Below are 16,768 nucleotides of genomic sequence, written 5' to 3' on the forward strand. Positions count from 1 at the left end.
GAGGCAGCAGCAAGCCCAATCGTCCAGCCTTGATCGCAACATGTCATGAATAAATTTATCGTCCACGACGGCTTGGTTGCTCCACTTGATCGCGCCAATGTCGATACCGATGCCATCATTCCCAAGCAATTCCTGAAGTCGATCAAGCGCAGCGGCTTCGGCCCCAACCTGTTCGACGAATGGCGTTATCTGGATCATGGCGAACCCGGCATGGACAACACCCATCGGCCGCTCAATCCGGATTTCGTGCTGAATCAGGCACGCTACCAAGGCGCATCGGTGCTGCTGGCGCGCAAGAATTTCGGCTGCGGCTCCTCGCGCGAACACGCGCCATGGGCGCTGGATCAGTTCGGTTTCCGCGCCGTGATCGCGCCGAGCTTCGCCGACATCTTCTTCAATAACTGCTACAAGAACGGCTTGTTGCCTATCGTCTTGTCCGAGCAGCAGGTCGATCACCTGTTCAATGAAGTCAAGGCTTTCCCGGGCTACCGCCTGACCATCGATCTGGAAAAACAGATCGTCACGACCCCGAACGGCAGTCAGACTTTCCCGTTCGATATCAGTGAATTCCGCAAATATTGTCTGCTCAACGGCTTCGACGATATCGGCCTGACCTTGCGCCAGTCGGATAAAATCCGCGCATTCGAAGAAAAACACATTCACGAGCAGCCCTGGCTGAGCAACACGATCTGATTGCGCCAGCTGTAGTAGGCTAGCCGATCAGAACGAAACTCGCAGTGGGCTGTATGGACGGGTGGCTACGACGTAGCCGCCCGTTTCCTCCATTTTTCAGATAAAAAGTGAGCGCTATGAAAATTGCAATTCTGCCGGGAGACGGCATCGGACCGGAAATCATCGATCAGGCGGTGCTTGTATTGAATTCGCTGGGCGAAAAGTTCGAGATGGAAAGTGCGCCGGTCGGCGGCGCCGGCTATGAGGCGCACGGTCATCCGCTGCCGGACGGCACGCTGAAGCTGGCCAAGGAATCCGACGCGATTCTGTTCGGGGCTGTCGGCGACTGGAAGTACGACAAGCTGGAGCGCGCATTGCGTCCCGAGCAGGCAATTCTGGGTCTGCGCAAGCATCTGCAACTGTTCGCCAATTTCCGCCCTGCAATCTGCTATCCGGAACTGACCGGCGCTTCCTCGCTCAAGCCTGAACTGGTGGCGGGTCTGGATATCCTGATCGTGCGCGAACTGAACGGCGACATCTATTTCGGCCAGCCACGCGGCATGCGCGAAGCGCCTGACGGTCCATTCAAGGGGGCGCGCGAAGGCTTTGATACCATGCGCTACAGCGAGCCGGAAATCCGTCGCATCGCACACGTCGCGTTCCAGGCTGCGGCCAAGCGCGGCAACCGTCTGTGCAGCGTCGACAAGGCCAACGTGCTGGAGACTTTCCAGTTCTGGAAAGACATCGTCACCGATGTGCATAAAGAATATCCGCAAGTCGAACTGACCCACATGTATGTGGACAATGCAGCGATGCAACTGGTCAAGGCGCCGAAGAACTTCGACGTGATCGTCACCGGCAACATGTTTGGCGATATCCTGTCGGACGCAGCAGCGATGCTGACCGGTTCAATCGGCATGCTGCCGTCGGCGTCGCTGGATGCCAACAACAAGGGCCTGTACGAGCCGTCGCACGGTTCGGCGCCTGATATCGCCGGCAAGGGCATTGCCAATCCGCTGGCGACGATTCTGTCGGCAGCGATGATGCTGCGCTTCTCGCTGAACAAGGCCGAGCAGGCCGACCGTATTGAATCGGCGGTGAAGAAAGTGCTTGCGCAAGGATTGCGCACTGCCGATATTTATGAAGAGGGCACGACCAAGGTCAGCACCAAGGAAATGGGCGACGCAGTCGTCAAAGCTTTGGGCTAAGCTTGCTAGTGGTTTTTTTAACGCTGTAGTTTTTTAATTGATGATGGAAGTCACTCATAGGGAAAGATGATGAAACTGGTTGGTTTAGTTGGCTGGCGTGGAATGGTGGGTTCGGTCCTGATGCAACGCATGCAGGACGAAGGTGATTTCGATCACATCGAACCGGTATTTTTTTCGACCTCGAATGCAGGCGGTAAAGCGCCGTCGTTCGCCAAAACGGCAACGACGCTGAAAGACGCCAACAGCATTGATGAGCTGAAAAAATGCGACATCATTATTACCGCGCAGGGTGGCGACTACACCACCGACATCTTCCCCAAGTTGCGTGCCGCAGGCTGGGATGGTTACTGGATCGATGCTGCATCGACCCTGCGCATGAAGGATGATGCCGTGATCGTGCTCGATCCGGTCAACAACAACGTCATCAATGACGCGTTGGCCAAGGGCGTCAAGAACTACATCGGCGGCAACTGCACCAACTCCATTCTGCTGATGGGTGTGGGCGGTCTGTTCAAGGAAGGTCTGGTCGAGTGGGTCAGTTCCATGACCTATCAGGCGGCTTCGGGCGGCGGCGCGAACCACATGCGCGAACTGCTCAAGGGCATGGGCGTGATCAATGCGGCCGTGGCTGAAGAGCTGGCGACGCCGTCGTCGGCAATTCTGGACATCGATCGCAAGGTTGCCAAGACCATCCGCGAAGATGTGCCGACTGAGTTCTTCGGCGCACCACTGGCCGGTGGTCTGATCCCATGGATCGACGCGCAGCTGGAAAACGGCCAGTCCAAGGAAGAGTGGAAGGGCCAGGCCGAAGTCAACAAGATCCTCGGCAACGAGAAGGCCATTCCGGTCGACGGCCTGTGCGTGCGTATCGGCGCGATGCGTTGCCACAGTCTGGCGCTGACCATCAAGCTCAAGCGCGATCTGCCTCTGTCGGAAATCGAATCCATCATCCGCTCGGGCAACCAGTGGGTGAAATGGGTGCCGAACGAACGTCCGGCGACCGTCAAGGAATTGACGCCGGCGGCGGTAACCGGCGGTCTGGAGATCGGCGTAGGCCGCGTGCGCAAGCTGAATCAGGGGCCGGAATACATTTCTGCCTTCGTGATCGGCGACCAGTTGCTGTGGGGTGCGGCAGAACCGCTGCGCCGCATGCTGCGCATCATTCTGGGCAACCTGAACTGAAGTCCGGTTTTCAGTAGAACCTGAGCCAAATCGCAAACTGCATCACCTGAAAGCTTGCGCAGGTCGTTGTCAGTCTGCAACAATAGCCCGCCAAGGTCCGTCGTCATGGACCTTGGCGGGTTTTTCACATCTTGAGAACTTGGTTACACTTGCGGGTGTAAGTTCTTGATGATATGTTGAAAATCGAAATTCATTTCATGAAAGCCAATAAAATACGGCTGGAATGCTGAGGCAGGCGTGGGTTCACGCAGCCGCCGGCACCCGAATCCGTGGCTGGATTTGCTGGATTTGATGAAATGGGTGCTGGTTTTCAGGCTCTTTAGCGGAACGTCTCTCTACGCCATATAAATATGCCTCTGAATACAAATAGCAAGCTCCCCCGATCTCCCCTCTCGAAACTCAGCATCGCGCTGACGCTGGCTTTGTCCTTGCCGCTGGCGGCGCATGCTGCGAGTCTGGGCAAACTGACCGTGTTGTCCTCGCTGGGACAGCCGCTGCGCGCCGAGATCGAGCTGACTTCGGTGACGCCGCAAGAAGTCGGCAAGCTGGCTGCCAGCCTGGCGCCGCCTGAGGCTTTCAATCGCGCCAAGGTGGATTTCAATCCGGTGCTGTCATCGCTGAGTTTTGCGGTCGAGCAGAGGCAGGGGCGGCATTTCGTCCGTATCAGCTCGCCGCAGCCGATGAATGAACTGTTTGTCGATCTGCTGGTGGAGTTGAGCGGCAGCGGCAGCAACAAGCTGGTGCGCGAATACACTTTCCTGCTGGATCCGCCAGACAGCCGCGCACCGCGCGCCGCTCAGGTGGCTCCCGTGGCGCCTGCAGCACAGACGGCTCCGGCGGCGCCTGCAGTTCCGCCAAGCCAGGCAGCAGCGCCGTCCGTGCCTTCGCTGCGCGCGGCGGTTACGCCGCCAGCGCCGGCAGCGCCTGCGCCGACCGCACCGGCGGCAGCAACTCCTGCCCCGGCATCGGTACCGGCAACTGCTGCGGCGCCGGCCCGACCAACTGGTTCTTCGTCTGCTTCGGACGACGAACCAGTGGAAAGCATCGTGCAGAAGGATGCTCCTTCGCCGTTGGCCGAAGAATTGATCCGCAGCCAGAATTACCGCGCTCAGAATGAAGCGGCGCAGCCTGCGGCGCCGGCCGCTCCTGTTGCTCCGGCCCCATCGCAAACGGCCCAGGGCAGTATCGCCCAGCCTGCGGCTTCAGCACCTGCAGCACCAGTTGCCGCAAATAACGCCGCGCCCGCAACTGCAGCGGCTGCCGGCGGCAAATCTTATACCGTCAAGCCGGGCGATACCCTGGCCGGCATCGCTGCCCGCAATAAGAATGCCAGTGTCTCGCTGGATCAGATGCTGATTGCCCTGTATCGCGCCAATCCGGATGCCTTCATGGGCGACAACATCAATCGTCTGCGCGCCGGCAAGATTCTGGCCGTGCCGGATCAGGCTGCGGCCTCTGCCATTGATCAGGGCGATGCGCGCGGCATCGTTGTGGCGCAAGCACAGGACTTCAACGCTTATCGCAACAAGCTGGCTTCGCAAGTGGCCAATAATGCTGCACGCAAGCCGGCAGGCGAAGCCAAACAAAGCGGCGGCGGCAAGATTACCGCCAAGGTGGAAGAAAAATCCTCCACCGGTGACGCCAAGGACAAGCTCGAACTGTCCAAGGCCGGGGCCACCGAAAAGGGCGGCAAGGCTGGCAGCGCTTCTGCGGAAGACAAGCTGGCCAGCGACCGTGCGCTGGCGGATGCCAATGACCGCGTCAAGGAATTGGAAAAGAACGTCAGCGATCTGCAGAAATTGCTGGAAATGAAAAACAAGGCCATGGCCGACCTGAGCGATCAGCAAAAAGCCGCTGAAGCCGCGCAGGCCGACCAGGCCGCCAAGGCGGCTGCAGCCGCAGCAGCAGCGCCCGCAACTCCGGCAACGGCTGCAGCGGAAGCCAAACCGGCTGAGCCGGCAGCAGAGGTCAAGCCCGAAGCCCCTCCCGCCGCCGTTCCGACACCTGCTCCGGCCCCGGCAGCTGCTCCTGCAGCGGAAAAGCCCACGCCAGGTCTGGATAAAGCCCTGCCCAAGCCGGGTTTCTTCGATGGACTGCTGCAAAATCCCTACACCTTGCCGGGCGCCGGCGCGATTGTCGCCTTGCTGGCCGCCTTGGGCGTGATGCAGGTACGTCGCCGCAAGAAAGGCGAGGAAGAAGCAAAAAAAAAGCCGAGTGACGCCGCGCCAGTGGCTGCGGCGACTGCTGCGGCAGCAGTAGCAGCGGCTGAGACGGAAGAAGAAGCCAAGCCTGCCGAGGCGCCGGTCGAAAGCCAGGTCGATCCTTTGGCCGAAGCCGATATGTACATCGCCTACGGTCGCGACGAGCAAGCGGAGGACATTCTCAAGCTGGCCTTGCAGACTCAGCCTGAGCGCCATGCCATCCGTTCCAAGCTGCTGGAAATTTACGCCAAGCGTCAGGACGTTGACAACTTCAACAAGATCGCCACCGATTTGCATGCGGCAACCGGCGGCAAGGGCGAAGATTGGGAAAAGGCTGTCATTCTGGGGGCCGTGCTTGATCCGACCAATCCCTTGTATGGCGGCAGCGCCGAGGCAGAAAAACTCGAAGCCGAAGTCCCGGCGGCCGCGCCGGTTACTCCCGTGGCTCCGGTCGCACCGGTGGCTGAAGTTGAGCCTGTACCCGTGCCGCCTCCGGCCCCCCCTGCGGCGCCCGTCCCGGAACCTGAGCCTGAAGAAGACGGCCTCGATTTCGATCTGAACGATTTCAAGGCGGCTGAAGCTGCTGCCGCTGCTACGCCACCGCTGTCGCTGGGCGACAAGATCGATTTCGATCTGGATCTGGACAGCGATGCCGGTACCGACGACAGTCCGCTGGTGCCGACGCCTAGTGCTTCGCCTCTGATGGATACCAAGGACGAGGCGCCGCCGGTCAGCCTGAATGACATCAGCCTCGACCTGCCGGGAGAAGAAAGTGCGCCTGCGCCTTCCGCCAGCTCACTGTTGGAAGAGGACGAGGAGTCTGCCTTCGAAGCCGAAATGACGACCAAGCTTGATCTGGCTGCGGCCTATCAGGAAATCGGCGACAAGGAAGGTGCCCGCGAATTGCTGGAAGAAGTCACGCGCGGCGGCAACGATGCACAGGTTGCACGCGCCAAAGACATGCTCTCCAAGCTGAGCTGAGCAGCGCAGATGCATCGGGAATGAGCTTCCTGGCAGATGCCGAATTAGTCGAGGCATTACCTGAAACACCGCAGTAGAAGTCGACGGGCGCCGGTACGGCGCCCGTTTTTCTTTGCTGCTGCCTTCTCCTTATCGCCATCGGCGCGCCAGGCGGCCGCAATGAGGGGCGCGAGCGCTACTGGACTCTCAGGGTGTGGAGTGGCGGAGGCCGAAAGTCAACATCATCCTGGGCAGCCAAGGCGGCGAGGGAGGCTTCGCGTTACTATCCGTCCCAGAGCTTGAATTTCAGCGGTGCAAATCGCCGGCTCAGTCCACGCAAGTCAATACCCATATATTCATCATGAAAGAGCAGGTCATGTCTTCTGCAGCAGCACCGGCGCCAGCCAATGCCGGTCCCGGCATCAAGGTCGAAGAATCCGCCAACAGTGGTCACGCCTTGCGGCGCGTGGTGCTGGGGGTGCAATACGACGGCGCGGCATGGCAGGGCTGGCAGACGCAGTTGCACCGCTTGACTGTGCAGGATCAGCTGGAACAAGCCTTGCAGCGCTTCACTTTGACCGAAATCGGCACGGTGTGCGCCGGCCGCACCGATTCCGGCGTGCATGCGCTGGAGCAGGTGGTGCATTTCGACACCGAAATCGCGCGCGATCTGTTTTCCTGGGTGCGCGGCGTCAATGCCTTTTTGCCGCCCAGCATCGCGGTGCAATGGGCCTGTGAGCTGCCGTATGTGGACGATGCCACTTTGGTTGCCGGCGTCGGCGCAGACCGCAACCGGACCGCGGCGGCTCAGCCATCCGGGCAAATTGGTCAATTTGGCGAATTCGGCGAATTTGGATTTCATGCACGCTTCAGCGCCACGGCGCGCACCTATCACTATGTCTTGTACAACAACCCGGTGCGTTCGCCGCTGCTGGCGGGCAAGGCCGGCTTTACCTTCCGTCCGCTGGATGCGGAACGCATGCAGCGCGCCGCGCTGGCGCTGGTAGGGGAGCATGATTTCTCCAGTTTTCGTGCAGTCGAATGCCAGGCCAAAACGCCGGTACGCACCATGGAAAGCCTCAGCGTGCGGCGCCACGGCGACATGGTGGTATTCACGCTCAAGGCCAATGCCTTCCTGCATCACATGGTGCGCAATATCGTCGGCTCGCTGATCTTCGTCGGCGATGGCCGTAAGGAGCCGGAGTGGATCGCTCAATTGCTGGCGCAACGTGATCGTAGCCTGGCCGCACCGACCTTCATGCCGGATGGCTTGTACCTGGCGCACGTCGATTATCCGGCGCATTGGCAATTGCCGCAGCAGCTGCGCTCCTGGCCGTGGATCTGACGGCCGGATCGCCGGATCGACGTTGAGCCTTATTCTGAACGGATGCCGGCCGCCGTTTGCATTGATTCAGCATGTAAGCTTGCAAACTGGCAGCGTCCGATAATTTCCAATGGCATGGCAATGACACACAGAACCAGAATCAAGATTTGCGGACTGACGCGCAGTGAAGACATCGCGGCGGTCATCGCGGCCGGGGCTGACGCCATCGGTTTCGTGTTTTACCCGAAGAGTCCGCGTTACGTGACGCCGCAGCAGGCGGCGCAACTCACGCGCGGCCTGCCGCCCTTCATCAGCACGGTTGGCCTGTTCGTCAATCCTTCCCTGGAAGACATACGGCAAGTCCTGCAGCAGGCCCCCTTGTCGATTCTGCAATTTCACGGCGATGAAACGCCGCAGTCCTGCGCCGACATCGCCGCCGCGGTCAATCGCCCCTTCCTGCGCGCAGCACGCATCGGGCCCTCGACGACGTCCGCCGATTTGTTAGAATACGAGCTTGCATATCGCACCGCCAGCCCGCTCTTCGCCGGGCTGCTGCTCGACACCCTGGTCGAGCAATATGGCGGCAGCGGAAAGGTTTTCGATTGGTCTCTCATTCCAGAAGAGCTCGCGCCTCGGGTCGTTTTAAGTGGTGGCTTGAGCGTACAAAACGCGACTGACGCAGTGGCCCGCGTACGCCCCTACGCGGTCGACATCAGCAGTGGTGTCGAGCAGGCCAAGGGCATCAAGGATGCCGCCAGGATCAGCGCCTTCGTGGCCGCTGTACATGCGGCAGACGCCAGCCGGATCTAGCCTTCAATCGGCATCTACGCATCCAAAGGGATGAAGGAATGCCGCGCCGGACCGGCCAACTGAACAGAGGACATCTCCATGAAAGAATTGAATCCGCTCGGCAACTTCGCCGAGCGCCAGCCGCTCTCCGCTTCCGCCCTGCATCAATCGGCGCCTTATAACCTGCCCGACGCACGCGGCCACTTCGGCCAGTACGGCGGCAGTTTTGTGTCGGAAACCCTGACCCACGCGCTCAATGAGTTGCGCGACGCCTACGATCATTACCAGCACGACGAACAGTTTCTGGCTGAATTTCATACCGAGCTGAAGCACTTCGTCGGTCGTCCGAGCCCGGTGTACCACGCCAAGCGCTGGTCCGAGCTGGCCGGCGGCGCGCAGATCTATTTCAAGCGCGAAGATCTGAATCACACCGGCGCCCACAAGATCAACAACGTCATCGGGCAGGCCTTGCTGGCCAAGCGCATGGGCAAGAAGCGCATCATTGCCGAAACCGGCGCCGGCCAGCACGGCGTGGCGACCGCCACCATCTGCGCGCGCTTCGGCATGGAATGCATCGTTTACATGGGCAGCGAAGACACCAAGCGCCAGTTGCAGAACGTATATCGCATGAACCTGCTGGGCGCCAAGGTGGTGCCGGTGGAATCCGGCTCCAAGACGCTCAAGGATGCGCTCAATGAAGCCATGCGCGACTGGGTGACCAATGTCGAAAGCACCTTCTACATCATCGGCACGGTGGCGGGCCCGCATCCTTATCCGATGATGGTGCGCGACTTCCAGTCGGTGATCGGCAATGAATGCATCGTACAGATGCCGGAAATCGCCAGCCGCCAGCCCGACTACGTGGTGGCGGCGGTGGGCGGCGGTTCCAACGCCATGGGCATTTTCTACCCCTACATCGATTATCCGGAGGTCAGGCTGGTCGGCGTCGAAGCGGCTGGCGACGGCCTCGACAGCGGTCGTCATTCAGCCTCGCTGACGCTGGGTTCGCCCGGCGTGCTGCACGGCAATCGCACCTATCTGCTGCAGGATGAAAACGGCCAGATCATCGAAACGCATTCGGTCTCGGCCGGTCTCGATTATCCCGGCGTCGGTCCCGAGCACGCATGGCTGAAGGACAGCGGCCGCGCCAGCTACGAATGCATCACCGACGACGAAGCGCTGGCCGCCTTCAACACCTGCTGCCGCATCGAAGGCATCATTCCGGCGCTGGAGTCGAGTCACGCGCTGGCCTACGCCGCCAAGCTGGCCGCAACGCTGCCCAAGGACAAAATCGTGCTGGCCAACCTGTCCGGTCGCGGCGACAAGGACATGCATACCGTACAGCAGCGGCAGGGCTGAGCGGCAATCGCAATTGCATCCTGAGGCGCCATGCGGCGTTCTGCAGATCGGAGCAGCGGACTCTGAATCCGTTGGTACGATAGCCGCAGACCCGCCGCATGGCCGAATAGACAAACAGAAAAATCTCATCATGTCCCGACTCCAATCTACTTTTTCCAAGCTGGCCGAGCAAAAGCGCAAGGCGCTGATCACCTTCATCACTGCCGGCGATCCTTCTCCCGATCTGACCGTGCCGCTGTTGCATGCGCTGGTGGCCGGCGGTGTCGACGTGCTCGAACTGGGTGTGCCGTTTTCCGATCCCATGGCCGAAGGCCCGGTGATCCAGCGCGCCTGCGAGCGGGCATTGAAATTCAACATCAGCACGCGCGATGTGCTGGGCTATGTGCGTGAATTCCGCAAGACCAATGCGCATACGCCGGTGGTCTTGATGGGTTACGCCAATCCCATCGAACGTTTCGGCGTGGATGCCTTCATCGATGCCGCCAGCGAAGCCGGGGTCGATGGCACCATCGTGGTCGATTACCCGCCGGAGGAGTGCGAAGAGTTTTCGCAAAAGATGCAGGCCAAGGGCCTTGATCCCATCTTCCTGCTGGCGCCGACCTCGACCGAAGAGCGTATCCGCCAGGTCGCCAAGGTCAGCAGCGGCTTCTGCTATTACGTCTCGCTCAAGGGCGTGACCGGCGCCGGCAACATCGATACGGCAGAAGTGGCGGAGCGTATCGCCGCCATCCGCAAGCACGTGAAGTTGCCGATCGGCGTCGGTTTCGGGATCCGCGACGGCGCCACCGCCAGAGCCGTGGGCGCTGCTGCGGATGCGGTGGTGATCGGCAGTCGCATCATTTCCGAGCTGGAAAACACGCCTCACGACAAGGCTTGCGAAGCAGTACAGACCTTCGTCGCCGGTATCCGCGAGGCGCTGGACGCCTGAGTATCAGTTCGCGCTTGCCTGCAAGTGAGTCTGAATCAAGCGCAACTTGCGGGCGACCCGGTGTCGCCAATCTCAATCGGCATCGCGCCGACCTTGCCGGCGCACTTGTCATTCCATTAAGTTCGGGCGAAACATTGTGATCAGGCAAGCTTGCAGGCCTTTACTTCCGGGCGTCGCGGGCTCTGGTACAATTCGCCACCGCAAAATAGAAAGAGGTTGCCTATGAGCTGGCTAGAGAAGTTATTGCCCCCACAGATTCAACGCAGCGATTCCGCCAGCCGGAAGTCGGTGCCCGAAGGTTTATGGGTCAAATGCCCATCTTGCGAAGCCGTGCTGTACCGTACCGATCTGGAGTCCAATCTCCATGTTTGCCCGAAGTGCAGCCATCACATGCGTATCCGCGCCCGCGCCCGTCTCGACGGTTTGCTGGATGAAGGCGGCCGCTATGAAATCGGGCAGGAAACCCTGCCGGTCGACACGCTCAAATTCAAAGACAGCAAGAAATACCCAGACCGTCTGAAAGACGCGATGGAATCCACCGGCGAAACCGATGCCATGGTGGTGATGGGCGGCGCGATCATGACCCTGCCGGTTGTGGTGGCCTGCTTCGAATTCGAATTCATGGGCGGCTCGATGGGTTCGGTGGTCGGCGAGCGCTTCACCCGCGGCGCGCAGATCGCGCTGGAGCAAAAAGTGCCGTTCATCTGCATCACTGCCACCGGCGGCGCGCGCATGCAGGAAGGTCTGCTGTCGCTGTTGCAGATGGCCAAGACCACGTCCATGCTGACCAAGCTGGCGGAAAAGAAATTGCCGTTCATCAGCGTGCTGACCGATCCGACCATGGGCGGCGTGTCGGCTTCATTTGCCTTCATGGGCGACGTCGTCATGGCCGAACCGAAGGCGCTGATCGGCTTTGCCGGCCCGCGCGTGATCGAAAACACGGTGCGCGAGAAACTGCCGGAAGGCTTCCAGCGTTCCGAGTTCCTGGTGCAGAAGGGCGCGATCGACATGATCGTCGACCGTCGCAAGATGCGCGAAGAAATCGCACGTCTGCTGGCGCTGCTGCAAAATCAGCCGGCCGAAACCGTTTCCTGATCGACAAGCTTCGACGGCCCGGATTTGCTATGTGCAAGTCCGGGCTTTTTGTTTTTTCCGCTGACCAGATTGATGTCATGCAAGCCCAAGCAAACTCAACACCCTCCACGCTGAACGAATGGCTGGCCCTGCTCGAACAACGCCATTTCAAGCAGATCGACATGGGCCTGGACCGCGTCATGCAGGTCAAGCAGAAGCTCGACATCCAGTTTGGCTGTCCGGTCATCATGGTGGCCGGCACCAATGGCAAGGGCTCGACCTGCTCCATGCTGGAATCGATACTGTCGCGCGCCGGCTACCGCGTCGGCCTCTATATCAAGCCGCATTTCCTGCATTTCAACGAGCGTGCGCGCATCGATGGCGACATGGCCAGCGATGTCCAGCTGATTGCGGCATTCAATGCGGTGGAAGCGCAGCGCGGCGACATTTCGCTGACCTATTTCGAGTTCACCACGCTGGCCATCATGAAGCTGCTGGCGGACTCCAAACTGGACGTGGCGATTCTGGAGGTCGGTCTGGGCGGACGTCTGGACGCGGTTAACGTAATCGATGCCGACGTCGCCGTAGTGACCAGCATCGACATCGATCACACCGAATATCTGGGCACGACGCGCGAAGCCATCGGGTTCGAGAAGGCCGGTATTTTCCGTGCCGGCAAGACCGCAGTCTGCGGCGACCCGGTGCCGCCCAAGTCGCTGATCGAGCATGCTGAAAAGATCGGTGCCGATCTGTGGCTGATGGGGCGCGACTTCAATTATCAGGGCGACAAGCAGCAGTGGGCCTACGGCGGGCGCAACATGCGCCGCAACTCGCTGGCCTATCCCAGCCTGCGCGGCGCCAATCAATTGCTCAACGCCTCGGCGGCACTGGCCGCGCTGGAAGCTTTGCGCGATGTGTTGCCGGTAGGCGCTCAGGAAGTGCGCACCGGGCTGGCGACGGTGGAGCTGCCGGGCCGCTTTCAGGTGCTCCCGGGGCAGCCCTTGGTGATTCTGGATGTGGCGCATAACCCGCATGCGGCAGCGACGCTGGCGCAGAATCTCGACAACATGGGCTTTCATCCCTACACCTACGCGATCTTCGGTTCCATGCTGGACAAGGACATCGACGGCGTGATTGCGCAGCTCAAGGGCAAGATCGATCACTGGTGCGTGACCGACCTGCCGCTGCCGCGCGCTGCTACGGCGCAACAACTCAAGGATGCATTGCTGGAGGCGGGCGTAGAGCCGGAATTCAAGCCGGATGCGGCCTGCACCATCGAAACCTTCGAGACGCCGGCTGCTGCGTTCGCAAATGCACAAAGCAGAGCCGGTGAGAATGATAGAATTGTGGTTTTCGGATCATTCCTTACCGTTGCCGGTGTAATGCAGGCGCGCAGACCGGAATTGCACTGAGTCATCTCAACCGCGCTCAACCGCGCACGACTGAGCGCCATCGAGCAGCACGAATTCACTGCCCTTGCAGCAATGGCTGCAAGGGCGTATTGAGCAGCAAATACCTGAGTGCCCAGGCGCAGTGCGCTGAATCCCGGATCGCACAGTGAGCCGAAACGCGGCCCGCCTTGTTCATGACGCGGCCGGCAAGTGCAACAGAACGTGCAGTATTCGGGGAGCGACAGTTTTCGTCGGGGCGAAGACAAAGGTCGGGTTTGCTTCATCGTTTTTTCAGATCATTTCATTTCTATCCGCATGGGCTTGTTCTCGTTTTTTCGTAAAAACAAGCAGGAATCTGCTTCCGGTCAAGGCGATTTCCTTTCGCGTTCCGAGCAGTCATCAGTCATCCGCAATCGCAGCAGCCGCAGCAGCGCCAATACATCCGGTCGCAGCGCTTCGGGGGGCAGTCGCGCCAAGGCCAAAGAGCAGGGCGCCGATCCATTGTTGCCGGAAAAGAAACGTGCGCGTCGCCGCCTGATCGGCGCCGTGGCGCTGGCGCTGGCAGTGGTGATCGTGTTGCCGATGGTGCTTGATTCCGAGCCCAAGCCGCTGAACGAAGACATCGCGATCCAGATTCCATCGAAGGATCAGCCGGCCGGTTCGGCCAGCCCTGCCGCCGCCACCGCGGTGGACAGCAGCAAGCAGGCCTCAGCCGCTGCCGCGCTGGATCAGAAGGAAGAAATCATCGAACCGTCGAAGCTGAATGCGCCGCAAAGCGCACCAGTTGCATCGGCGGCGCCGGTCATGCCGCCGATGGCCTCGGTGGCGCCGGCCGCCAAGCCGGTGGAGAAGCCGGCAGAAAAAGCGCCTGAAAAACCGGCCGCCAAGCCCGCCGAGCACAAGCCTGAAGTCAAGAAAGAAACACCGAAAGAAACCGCCAGGAAGGACGTCAAGGAAGCCGCCAAGCCCAAGGCTGCCGATCATCCCGATGATTCGGCTCGCGCGATGGCGATTCTGGAAGGCAAGTCCAACGCGGCAAACGCCGACAAGAAGCCGGCCGCGAGCGGCGGCAAGTTCGTGATTCAGGTGGCAGCGCTGGCGACGCAGGAAAAAGTGAATGAATTGCGCAACAAATTGAGCGGTGCAGGCATACATTCCTTCACGCAAAAAGTGGCGACGCAATCGGGTGATCGCACGCGGATTCGCGTCGGACCCTTCGCCAGCCGTGAGGAAGCGGATCGCATGCGAGCCCGAATCAGCAAGCTGGGCCTGAATGCGACCATTGTTCCGGCTTGAATTTGATGTCCGATAGCCGCATATTGTCAACGTGACGATTTTCGACTACCTGGTGCTGCTGGTGCTGGCGTGCTCGGTGATCATCAGCACGCTGCGCGGCCTGGTCAAGGAAGTGCTGTCGCTGGCGAGCTGGCTGGTCGCCTTGCTGGTTGCCAACACTTATGGCGAGGCGCTGGCGGAGATGTTGCCGGAGATGATTCCCGGCGAGCTGACCAGATTGATTGTGGCATTCATTGCCTTGTTCATCGGTACGCGGCTGTTGATGGCCCTGGTATCGAGAGCGGTGAGTGAAGTGGTCAAGGTAAGCGGTTTGTCCTTGCTGGATCGCGCTCTGGGCAGCCTGTTCGGTGTCGCCCGAGGTCTGCTGATCGTGGTAGCGGTGGTGCTGCTATGCGGCACCACATCGATTCCGCAGCAGGCGTTCTGGAAAGACGCGGTGCTCAGCGCACGCGCCGTGGAACTGGCAGAATTCGTGAAGCCGCATTTGCCGGAACAGTTTGCGCAGCATGTCAGTTTTGACGGGCCGTGAGATTTGATCTGTTGTTGGCGGGAAATATTGGTGATCAAGCCGGCAGCAAGCGCCGAATGTGCAACACCGCATTATTTGAAATCTGAATTATCTGAAACACCGGCAACATTGAATTACACGCAGCGTCGCCATTTGCAGTCACTCGTTTTTTTCGTTTTCGTTTTTGTTTAGGAGTCCACCATGTGTGGCATCGTCGGTCTCGTCTCTCATAGCCCTGTCAATCAAATGCTGTACGACGCCTTGCTGCTGCTGCAGCATCGCGGTCAGGATGCGGCAGGCATTGCAACCAACCACGGTAACGGTTTCTCGATGCATAAGGCCAACGGCCTGGTGCGCGACGTCTTCCGTACCCGCAACATGCGCTCCCTGCCGGGCAACACCGGCATCGGCCAGGTGCGTTATCCGACGGCAGGCAGCTCCTCCAGCGAGGAAGAGGCGCAACCGTTCTACGTCAATGCGCCGTTCGGCATCATCCTGGCGCACAACGGCAATCTGACCAACGCTGAACAGTTGAAGATCGACATGTTCAAGAACGATCGCCGCCACATCAACACCGACTCCGACACCGAAGTCCTGCTGAATGTGCTGGCGCATGAACTGCAACAAGCGACCACCGGCTATTCGCTCGATCCGGCCGCGCTGTTCAAGGCGGTAGCGATGGTGCACAAGCGCGTGCGCGGTTCGTACGCGGTGGTGGCGCAGATCGCCGGTTACGGCTTGCTGGGTTTCCGCGATCCTTACGGTATCCGTCCGATGTGCCTGGGTTTCACGGAAACCGACAAGGGCCCTGAATACATGATGGCCAGCGAGTCGGTGGCGCTCGAAGGTCTGGGCTTCCGCTTCCTGCGCGATGTGATGCCGGGCGAAGCGATCTTCATCGACAACGATGGTCAGCTCTATAACCAGCAATGCGCGGACAACCCGACGCTCAATCCATGTACCTTCGAATACGTTTATCTGGCCCGTCCGGATTCGGTGATCGACGGCGCTTCGGTGTATGCAACCCGTCTGAAGATGGGCGAATTCCTGGCTGAAAAGATTGTCCGTCAGTTCCCGGCCGGCGATATCGACGTGGTCATGCCGATTCCCGATTCGTCGCGTCCTGCGGCGATGGAGCTGGCACTGAAGCTGGGTATCGAGTATCGCGAAGGCTTCATCAAGAATCGCTACATCGGCCGCACCTTCATCATGCCGGGCCAGGCGCTGCGCAAGAAGTCGGTGCGTCAGAAGCTCAACGCCATCGCCAGCGAATTCAAGGGCAAGACCGTGCTGCTGGTGGATGACTCCATCGTGCGCGGCACCACCAGCCGTGAAATCGTGCAGATGGCGCGCGAGTCCGGCGCCAAGCGCGTGATCTTCGCCTCGGCGGCGCCTCCGGTCAAATTCCCGAACGTGTACGGCATCGACATGCCGACCCGCGACGAACTGATCGCCTTCGGTCGCACCGAAGAAGAAGTGTGCCGCGAAATCACGGCCGACGCGCTGGTCTATCAGGACGTGGAAGCCATGAAGCGCGCGATTTCGGATGTCAATCCGGCGCTCAAGAGCTTCGAAGCTTCCTGCTTCGACGGCCACTATGTGACCGGCGATATCTCGCGTGAATACCTCGATCGTATCGAGTTCGCACGCAAGAATCCGAAGCCGACGCTGGACGATGTGACCCGCTCGCAGCTCAATCTGAATCTGGCGCGGGTCGACTGATACGCCTGATTGGCTTTGTTGTGGCTTCAGAACGCCGGTTTGCTGTTTGCGCAGCGCCGGCGTTTTTCATTGGCGGCTGCGCTCTTCACTTTCAGTGATGTGTGCCCGAAGATTGCATGAGCTTATGCGTAGGCACGCCATCGTTAACTGGCTT

13 protein-coding genes are annotated in these 16,768 nt (G+C 60.0%); all 13 read left to right on the forward strand.

The annotated features are described in order from the left end of the window. The first annotated feature begins 45 nt into the window (after window positions 1-45). The 13 genes from leuD (at window position 46) to purF (ending at window position 16,614) form a co-directional block, all read left to right on the forward strand. The gene (gene leuD, locus PQR62_RS15355; protein ID WP_408158843.1) at window positions 46-693 is read left to right on the forward strand and encodes a 3-isopropylmalate dehydratase small subunit; all 648 of its coding nucleotides are present in this window, start codon (window positions 46-48) and stop codon (window positions 691-693) included. Window positions 694-809: 116 nt separating this feature from the next. After that, a complete protein-coding gene (gene leuB / locus PQR62_RS15360; protein WP_408158844.1) occupies window positions 810-1,880 on the forward strand; it encodes a 3-isopropylmalate dehydrogenase in 1,071 nt (356 codons plus the stop codon). Between the two features lie 69 nt (window positions 1,881-1,949). Next, on the forward strand, window positions 1,950-3,062 hold the full coding sequence (gene asd / locus PQR62_RS15365; protein ID WP_408158971.1) for an aspartate-semialdehyde dehydrogenase: 1,113 nt from the start codon (window positions 1,950-1,952) through the stop codon (window positions 3,060-3,062). A 350-nt stretch (window positions 3,063-3,412) separates the two neighbouring features. Then, window positions 3,413-6,244: a motility hub landmark protein FimV gene (locus PQR62_RS15370; RefSeq protein WP_408158845.1), complete on the forward strand. Its 2,832-nt coding sequence runs from the start codon at window positions 3,413-3,415 to the stop codon at window positions 6,242-6,244. Between the two features lie 355 nt (window positions 6,245-6,599). After that, on the forward strand, window positions 6,600-7,568 hold the full coding sequence (locus PQR62_RS15375; RefSeq protein WP_408158846.1) for a tRNA pseudouridine synthase A: 969 nt from the start codon (window positions 6,600-6,602) through the stop codon (window positions 7,566-7,568). Window positions 7,569-7,688: 120 nt separating this feature from the next. Next, entirely contained in the window at window positions 7,689-8,357 is a 669-nt protein-coding gene (locus PQR62_RS15380) for a phosphoribosylanthranilate isomerase (protein WP_408158847.1), read from the forward strand. A gap of 78 nt (window positions 8,358-8,435) precedes the next feature. After that, on the forward strand, window positions 8,436-9,695 hold the full coding sequence (gene trpB, locus PQR62_RS15385) for a tryptophan synthase subunit beta (protein WP_408158848.1): 1,260 nt from the start codon (window positions 8,436-8,438) through the stop codon (window positions 9,693-9,695). Window positions 9,696-9,825: 130 nt separating this feature from the next. Further along, on the forward strand, window positions 9,826-10,623 hold the full coding sequence (trpA, locus tag PQR62_RS15390; RefSeq protein ID WP_408158849.1) for a tryptophan synthase subunit alpha: 798 nt from the start codon (window positions 9,826-9,828) through the stop codon (window positions 10,621-10,623). Between the two features lie 222 nt (window positions 10,624-10,845). Continuing rightward, window positions 10,846-11,718 carry an acetyl-CoA carboxylase, carboxyltransferase subunit beta gene (accD, locus tag PQR62_RS15395; RefSeq protein ID WP_408158850.1) on the forward strand — a complete coding sequence of 291 codons (873 nt, stop codon included), beginning with the start codon at window positions 10,846-10,848 and terminating at the stop codon, window positions 11,716-11,718. A 77-nt stretch (window positions 11,719-11,795) separates the two neighbouring features. Then, window positions 11,796-13,109, forward strand: coding sequence for a bifunctional tetrahydrofolate synthase/dihydrofolate synthase (gene folC, locus PQR62_RS15400; protein WP_408158851.1), 1,314 nt, complete (start codon window positions 11,796-11,798; stop codon window positions 13,107-13,109). A 294-nt stretch (window positions 13,110-13,403) separates the two neighbouring features. Next, window positions 13,404-14,384 (forward strand): SPOR domain-containing protein, encoded by a 981-nt coding sequence (locus PQR62_RS15405; protein ID WP_408158852.1) that lies wholly within the window; start codon window positions 13,404-13,406, stop codon window positions 14,382-14,384. A 31-nt stretch (window positions 14,385-14,415) separates the two neighbouring features. After that, a complete protein-coding gene (locus tag PQR62_RS15410; protein ID WP_408158853.1) occupies window positions 14,416-14,913 on the forward strand; it encodes a CvpA family protein in 498 nt (165 codons plus the stop codon). 180 nt (window positions 14,914-15,093) lie between these two features. Further along, window positions 15,094-16,614: an amidophosphoribosyltransferase gene (purF, locus tag PQR62_RS15415; RefSeq protein ID WP_408158854.1), complete on the forward strand. Its 1,521-nt coding sequence runs from the start codon at window positions 15,094-15,096 to the stop codon at window positions 16,612-16,614. Window positions 16,615-16,768: the final 154 nt, after the last annotated feature.

This window comes from Herbaspirillum lusitanum (assembly GCF_046025995.1).
Lineage (GTDB): Bacteria > Pseudomonadota > Gammaproteobacteria > Burkholderiales > Burkholderiaceae_D > Herbaspirillum > Herbaspirillum lusitanum_A.

Coding starts and splice junctions, on each gene's coding strand:
- leuD (WP_408158843.1), top strand. CDS start 46: ATGAATAAATTTATCGTCCACGACGGCTTGGTTGCTCCACTTGATCGC.
- leuB (WP_408158844.1), top strand. CDS start 810: ATGAAAATTGCAATTCTGCCGGGAGACGGCATCGGACCGGAAATCATC.
- asd (WP_408158971.1), top strand. CDS start 1,950: ATGAAACTGGTTGGTTTAGTTGGCTGGCGTGGAATGGTGGGTTCGGTC.
- PQR62_RS15370 (WP_408158845.1), top strand. CDS start 3,413: ATGCCTCTGAATACAAATAGCAAGCTCCCCCGATCTCCCCTCTCGAAA.
- PQR62_RS15375 (WP_408158846.1), top strand. CDS start 6,600: ATGTCTTCTGCAGCAGCACCGGCGCCAGCCAATGCCGGTCCCGGCATC.
- PQR62_RS15380 (WP_408158847.1), top strand. CDS start 7,689: ATGACACACAGAACCAGAATCAAGATTTGCGGACTGACGCGCAGTGAA.
- trpB (WP_408158848.1), top strand. CDS start 8,436: ATGAAAGAATTGAATCCGCTCGGCAACTTCGCCGAGCGCCAGCCGCTC.
- trpA (WP_408158849.1), top strand. CDS start 9,826: ATGTCCCGACTCCAATCTACTTTTTCCAAGCTGGCCGAGCAAAAGCGC.
- accD (WP_408158850.1), top strand. CDS start 10,846: ATGAGCTGGCTAGAGAAGTTATTGCCCCCACAGATTCAACGCAGCGAT.
- folC (WP_408158851.1), top strand. CDS start 11,796: ATGCAAGCCCAAGCAAACTCAACACCCTCCACGCTGAACGAATGGCTG.
- PQR62_RS15405 (WP_408158852.1), top strand. CDS start 13,404: ATGGGCTTGTTCTCGTTTTTTCGTAAAAACAAGCAGGAATCTGCTTCC.
- purF (WP_408158854.1), top strand. CDS start 15,094: ATGTGTGGCATCGTCGGTCTCGTCTCTCATAGCCCTGTCAATCAAATG.